The sequence below is a fragment of the Nonomuraea harbinensis genome (assembly GCF_019396385.1).
Classification (GTDB): domain Bacteria; phylum Actinomycetota; class Actinomycetes; order Streptosporangiales; family Streptosporangiaceae; genus Nonomuraea; species Nonomuraea ferruginea.
In genome coordinates this window covers 1-6,453 of record NZ_JAHKRN010000105.1, presented here as the reverse complement: position 1 = coordinate 6,453, position 6,453 = coordinate 1, and the positions used below count along the sequence as shown (strand labels likewise).

The window sequence follows — 6,453 nt, the reverse complement described above, 5'->3', positions numbered from 1 at the left end:
CAGCCCCGCCACGTGCGCCGTCGGCGGCGCGAGATCGACGAGCAGCCCAGCCCCGAACCCGAGCACCGCCCCGGCGGCGGGCCCGCGCGCCAGGGCGGCCCCCACGACCGCCAGCAGCACCAGGTCGGGCGCTCCCCCGGCCGGCAGGCGCAGCCGGTTCACCAGGACGAACTGCACCAGCAGCGCCACCACCACGGCCACGACAGCCGTCATCGCGTCCCCTCCCTCCGCGGCAGCACCGCGTCTCTCGGGTCGCGCGCGGGCGGCTGCACCACCACGCCGACCACGTCCAGCGCGGTCATGTCCGCGTACGGGCGCGCGTACGCGGTCCTCGTCAGCTCGCCCGACGCCGGCTCCACCCGCTCGACCACCCCGATCGGCACCCCGGGCACGTACGGCGCGCCCCGGTGGGAGCCGAAGCTGACCAGGCGCGAGCCCCGCAGCACGGGCGCCGTCGCGTCGAGAAGCTGGAAGCGCAGCAGCCGGCCGTGCTCTCCCACGCCGTGCACCACGCCGATCTCCCGGCCCTGCTCCAGGCGGGCGCCGGCCGCCGAGGCGGGATCACTCAGCAGCACCACGCTCGACGTGCGCGGGCTCGCGTGCACGACCCGGCCGACCAGCCCGTCACCGTTGATCACGGTCATGTCGGCACGGACGCCGTCGTCGGTGCCGGCGTCGAGCTCGACCGCCTCCTCGAACCCCGGCTGGCCGCGCCTGGCGATCACGTTGGCCGGCACCACCTTGTAGCCGCCGAGCGAGGCCAGCCCGAGCATCCGTTTCAGCTCCGCGGACCGCATGGTGTCGACCTTGCCGGCGGCCAGGTCTGCACGGAGCCGCGCGTTCTCGCGGCGGAGCCTGGCGATGCTCTCCTGGGCGGCGGGAGCCCCGGCGAGGGCCTCGACGAATCCGGTGACCGGCCCGAACACCGACGCCCCCGCCTGCTCGGCCGTACCGAACACCCACGAGCCGGCCGCGCGCAGCGGCTCCAGCGGCGAGCTCTCCCCCGTCCTGTGGTCGACGGTCAGGATGACCAGGGCCGCCGCCAGAAGAGTTCCCAGGATCAGCCGTGCCTGGCGCGAGTCCCTCATCAGCGCCGCGACTCCGGAACCAGGACCTGCTGCAGCGCCTCGAAGTCCTCCACGCACCGGCCGGTGCCCAGCGCGACCGAGTCGAGGGCGTTCTCCACCAGGTGTACGGGCATGCCCGTTTCCTGCCTGAGCCGTTCGTCCAGTCCCTTGAGCAGCGCGCCGCCGCCGGTCAGGGCCAGCCCTCGGTCCATCAGGTCGCCGGACAGCTCCGGCGGGCACAGGTCGAGAGTCGACCTGACCGCGTCGGCGATGGCGTTGACCGGCTCCTCGATGGCCTTGCGGATCTCCTCGGCCGACACGATGATCGTCTTCGGCATGCCGCTGACCAGGTCACGGCCGCGCACCTCGGCGTGCGCCTCCTCGCCGTCGGCCCAGGCCGAGCCGATCGTCATCTTGATCTCCTCGGCGGTGCGCTCGCCGAGCATGAGCGAGAACTCCTTCTTGACGTACGTGATCACCGCCTGGTCCAGCTCGTCGCCGCCGACTCTGATGGACTTGCTGGTGACCACGCCGCCCATGGAGATGATCGCCACCTCGGTGGTGCCGCCGCCGATGTCGACGACCATGTTGCCGGTGGGCTCGTGCACCGGCAGCCCGGCCCCGATCGCCGCCGCCATCGGCTCCTCGACGATGTAGACCTTGCGCGCCCCGGCCTGGTAGCCCGCCTCCTTGACGGCCCGCTGCTCGACGCCGGTGATGCCGCTGGGCACCGCGATGATGATGCGCGGTTTGGAGAGATGGCGGCGTTTATGCGCGCGTTGGAGGAAATATCGCAACATCCGCTCGGTGACCTCGAAGTCCGCGATCACCCCGTCCTTGAGCGGGCGGACCGCCACGATGTTGCCGGGCGTACGGCCGATCATGCGTTTGGCCTCGATGCCCACGGCGACGATCTTCTCCGTGGCGGTGTTGATGGCGACGACCGACGGCTCGCTGAGCACGATGCCGCGGCCGCGCACGTACACCAGCGTGTTGGCGGTGCCGAGGTCGACCGCCATGTCACGGCCGAGAAAGGCGAGCTTGCTACCCATGGGGAACGGAGCCTTCCCGTGACGTTCGCAAAGGACTAAGGACTCACGACCGAATCCAATGCCGCTATGACTACGGACTGAATTCGAATCGTAACGTGACGTACCCACCTGCCCGCACACTGAGCCCGTGCGCCCCACAAAAATCTCAAGTCCCTGCGCGCACCGCGATTTTGCCCGGATTGCGCGCTACCAGCCGCGTCCTCGGGTAGGCCCCGTAAACGACGAATGCCCGCGAGGCTTCAGAGCCTGCGGGCACTCGGGCGAACCGTGGACCTCAGAACCGGTCGGGGAAGAAGATCTTGATCTCCCGCGCGGCCGACTCGGGCGAGTCGGAGCCGTGGACGACGTTCTCGCCGATCTCCAGGGCGTGGTCGCCGCGGATCGTGCCGGGAGGCGACTTCACCGGGTCGGTGAGCCCCGCCAGCGAACGGAACGCCTCGACGGCGCGGTGACCCTCGGCCACCAGCGCCACCAGCGGCCCGGAGGTGATGAACTCGACGAGCTCGCCGAAGAACGGCCTCTCGGAGTGCTCGGCGTAGTGGGCCTTGGCGGTCTCGACGTCGAGGGTGCGCAGGTCCATCGCCACGACCTTGAGGCCCTTGCGCTCCATGCGGGCGATCACGTCACCGATCAGGCCGCGCTTCACCCCATCGGGCTTGATCAGGACAAGAGTGCGCTCGGACACTTCGGGTTCTCCTTCGAACTGGGTCGCGGATGCGGGCTACGAGCACGGCCTGGCCCGGGATGCTCCGCCGCACAGGCCATCGCGAAGCTGCGGCACAGCTTACCGCCCCACGCCGGTCACCTCGTTTCCCGGCGGCTCAGGCCCCGCCCTCGGGCGACTGCGCGGGCGGCGGCACCGGCGGCATCTCGCCGCCCGCCTGCCCGTCCTCCGGCGTCGTCGTACGGATCGTCGCGCCGGTCCCGCCTTCCGCCGCCGGCGCCCGGCGCGACATGACGGACACCAGGACGATCACGGCCACGGCCAGGAACCCTCCGACCAGCGCCCAGAGATGCAGGACACCGACGTAGCTGTCGACGAACTCCTGCCTCGAACTCTGGTCGAGCAGCGTCTTCTGCATCCCGGTGCCCAGAAGGTAGCCGGCCAGCACGCCGGGGAAGCAGAGCGCCAGGCCGAACATGGCCGCCCCCGCCCCCACGTCGGCGAGCGCCGCCGTCAGCGCCACGGACGCGCCGACCGCGAGCAGCGTGAACGGCACGACCAGCACCAGCCCTTCCGCCGAGGGCACCAGCACGCGCACCGAGCACAGCCCGGCGACCATGGCGAGCAGGCCGAGCTGCGTGAGCCACTGGCTGGACGCGGCCGACACGCGCACCGCGACCGCCGCAACCACCCCCAGGACGCCCGCGACGCAGAACGGGACCCACAGCCCCTTCAGCCCTGGCCCGCCCATGCCGCCCATCTCCACATACGTCACCTGGGCGACGCTGGGCAGCAGCACGACGCCGACCGCCACCATGGTGTACGCGAGCGTACGGCTCTCCCGGGCGCCGATGGAGGCCAGGGCGAGCAGTCCCACCATGGCGAGCGCCGCCAGTGTGATCATCAGCCCGCCGTGCCAGTCCTGGCTCGCGGCGCCGATGGCCACGGCCGCCACCCCGGCGGCGGGCACGATCGCGAGCAGGACGCGGCTGCGATCCTCGGGCCGCGGGCCCGGCGTGGACGGCCGCCCGCGCAGCAACCAGAGCATGAGATACACGGCGGCGAGCGCCAGCGCGATGCCGCTGAGCAGCGGATAGGGCTGCAGCGTGATCCGCCACTCCGTCGCTCCGGCGAGCGGCCAGAGCGCGAGCGCCTGGGCACCCAGCAGGCTCAGCGCCAGCGTGCCGGCCCACAGGCCGCGCAGCCACCGCGGCCGGTCCCACACGGCGACCAGCGTGGCGGGAACGAGCAGCCCGGCGCCGACACCGTGGGCGACCCGCAGCACGCCGGCCACGAAGGCCGAGTCCGCGTAGCCGCCGGCCGCGTCGGCGACGGCCAGCAGCGCCAGCCCCGCGACGAGCAGGTGGGCGGCCTTGACCCGGCGCAACGCCATGGCCGCGAGCGGCACGGCCAGCATCATCGCCGGCAGGGCGAGCCCGTGGGCGCGCATGAGCCCGACCCGGTCGATGCCGGCGGGCAGCAGCTCGGCGACGACGGACACGGTATTGGGGACGGCGACGATCGCCAGCGGCAGCGCGGCCACGATGAGCAGACCGAGCACGGCGTCAAGCACAGGCGCCGGACCTGCGTGCGGCTCGGCCTCTGGGGACCGATGAATCGGGGGGACGGCCATGACGCCCGACTTTAGCGGGAAGTCACGCCCTCGACACGGCGAGCGACGATAATCGCGGTGACCCAGAGCGCGGCGAAGATCGTCCCGAGGAAGAACATCGCCGGCACGAGGAACCCCATGGCGATCGCCAGCACCTGCGCCACGCTGCCGAGAACGTAACCGATGGGCCGCTTGAGCAGCCCGGTGGCGATGACGCAGAACACGGCCAGGCCGATGCCGGTGGTCACCGCCAGCGCGGGCGTGATCCCGCCGATGGTGATCATCACCGGCGTGGCGAGGCCGACCACGATCGCCTCCATGCCGAGCACACTCGCGCCCAGCCGCCGCATGCCAGGAGTCACCTGGAAGCCGAGCAAGCCCATCACGCACCCTCCGCCTTCAGCAGGACCCGCGCGTCACCCACCGTGACCACCGACCCGGTGATCAGCACGCCGGTGCCGGCGAACTCGCCATCCGCGTCGGCGATGCCGATGGCCTGGTCGATGGCGTCGTCGAGACGCTCGGTGACGTGCACGCGCTCCTCGCCGAAGACGGACTCCGCCAGCGCCCCGAGCTCGGCGGCCGGCATCGAGCGCGGCGACGAGTTACGGGTGACGACGACCTCGGCGACCATCGGCTCCAGCAGCTCCAGCAGCCCTTCGACGTCCTTGTCTGCCATGACCGCCACGACGCCGACGACCTTGGGGAAGTCGAACGCCTCGTGCATCGCGTCGAGCGTCGCCTGCATGCCGCCCGGGTTGTGCGCGGCGTCCAGCACCACCGTGGGGTTGCGCCGCACCACCTCCAGCCTTCCCGGCGAGGACGCCTGCGCGAACGCCGCACGCACCAGCTCGACGTCGAGCGGGTCGTCGCCGCCGGTCAGCGCCTCGACCGCGGCCAGCGCGCAGGCGGCGTTGCTCGCCTGGTAGGCGCCGTAGAGCGGCAGGTAGACCTCGTCGTACACGCCCTTGAGCCCGCGGAAGGTGATCAGCTGCCCGCCGATGGCGACCTCGCGGCCGAGCACCCCGAACTCCAGGCCCTCGCGCGCCACCACCGCCCCCACGTCGGCGGCCCGCCGCATCAGCACCTCGGCCGCGGCCAGCTCCTGCTGCGCGAACACGGCGGTGGCGCCCGGCTTGATGATGCCGGCCTTCTCCTGGGAGATGCTCGGGATGTCGGGGCCGAGCCTGTCGGTGTGGTCGAGCGAGATCGGCGTCACGACCGCAACGGTGCCGTCGGCGACGTTCGTCGCGTCCCAGGAGCCGCCCATGCCCGCCTCGACCACGGCCACGTCGACCGGCGTGTCGGCGAACGCCGCGAACGCCATGGCGGTCAGCAACTCGAAGAACTGGATGCGCCGACCGCCCTGCGCGTCGGTCAGCTCTACGAAGGGCTCGATCTCCTCATAGACCTGGGCGAAGCGCTCCTCGCTGAGCGGCTCGCCGTCGACGGTGATCCGCTCGCGCATCGATGACAGGTGCGGGCTCGTGAAACGGCCCACCCGGAGGTTGCGCTCCCGCAGCAGGCTCTCGATCAACCTCGCCGTGCTGGTCTTGCCGTTCGTGCCGGCGATGTGTATGACCTGGTAGGCCCGCTGAGGCGAGCCGAGCAGGTCCAGAAGGGCCGCGATCCTGTCGAGCGTCGGCTCGAAATCCCACTCGACGCCGCGCTCCAAGATCGCGCGTTCAACCGCACGAAAGTCCACCCCTCAACCCTACTGACCACCGCGACCCCTTTACTCACAACCCCCCGACGGTCGATCGGACCGAAACGCTCGATGTCGCCTCATTCCGCCTCCTTGACAGGCTGTCATCGACAAACACAAAGGGCCTCGGCAAGCACGCCGAGGCCCCAGAAAACGAGAAAAGCCCCGAAGCCGAAGCCTCGGGGCTCATCATAAGAAAAACCCCCGAGACCGAAGCCTCAGGGCCCACCCACGAAAAAGGCCCCGACAGAAACTGTCGGGGCCTTTCCCATATGAAAATTGTCCGGCGGTGACCTACTCTCCCACACCCTCCCGAGTGCAGTACCATCGGCGCAGAGAAGCTTAACTTCCGG

At 71.0% G+C, this 6,453-nt stretch carries 7 protein-coding genes and 1 rRNA gene; all 8 read right to left on the bottom strand.

Features of this window, described 5'->3' with window-relative positions:
* Nucleotides 1-213 (bottom strand): rod shape-determining protein MreD (mreD, locus tag KME79_RS44080; RefSeq protein ID WP_219552599.1); only part of this gene is annotated, 213 nt, incomplete at its 3' end.
* Entirely contained in the window at nt 210-1,088 is an 879-nt protein-coding gene (gene mreC / locus KME79_RS44075) for a rod shape-determining protein MreC (RefSeq protein ID WP_219552597.1), read from the bottom strand. The genes mreD and mreC, both read right to left, overlap by 4 nt.
* Nucleotides 1,088-2,119: a rod shape-determining protein gene (locus KME79_RS44070; RefSeq protein WP_219552595.1), complete on the bottom strand. Its 1,032-nt coding sequence runs from the start codon at nt 2,117-2,119 to the stop codon at nt 1,088-1,090. Before KME79_RS44070 ends, mreC begins: the two co-directional genes overlap by 1 nt.
* Before the next feature lie 274 nt (nt 2,120-2,393).
* Complete coding sequence (gene ndk, locus KME79_RS44065; RefSeq protein ID WP_148029969.1) at nt 2,394-2,804, bottom strand: nucleoside-diphosphate kinase; 411 nt, start codon at nt 2,802-2,804, stop codon at nt 2,394-2,396.
* 136 nt (nt 2,805-2,940) lie between these two features.
* Nucleotides 2,941-4,344, bottom strand: a complete 1,404-nt coding sequence (locus tag KME79_RS44060) for a hypothetical protein (RefSeq protein ID WP_219552593.1) — start codon at nt 4,342-4,344, stop codon at nt 2,941-2,943.
* Nucleotides 4,345-4,427: 83 nt separating this feature from the next.
* Nucleotides 4,428-4,778, bottom strand: a complete 351-nt coding sequence (locus KME79_RS44055; protein ID WP_219552603.1) for a DUF4233 domain-containing protein — start codon at nt 4,776-4,778, stop codon at nt 4,428-4,430.
* Nucleotides 4,778-6,100, bottom strand: coding sequence for a bifunctional folylpolyglutamate synthase/dihydrofolate synthase (locus tag KME79_RS44050; RefSeq protein WP_308249279.1), 1,323 nt, complete (start codon nt 6,098-6,100; stop codon nt 4,778-4,780). Before KME79_RS44050 ends, KME79_RS44055 begins: the two co-directional genes overlap by 1 nt.
* 281 nt (nt 6,101-6,381) lie before the next feature.
* Nucleotides 6,382-6,453, bottom strand: a 5S ribosomal RNA gene (rrf, locus tag KME79_RS47710); the annotation flags it as partial.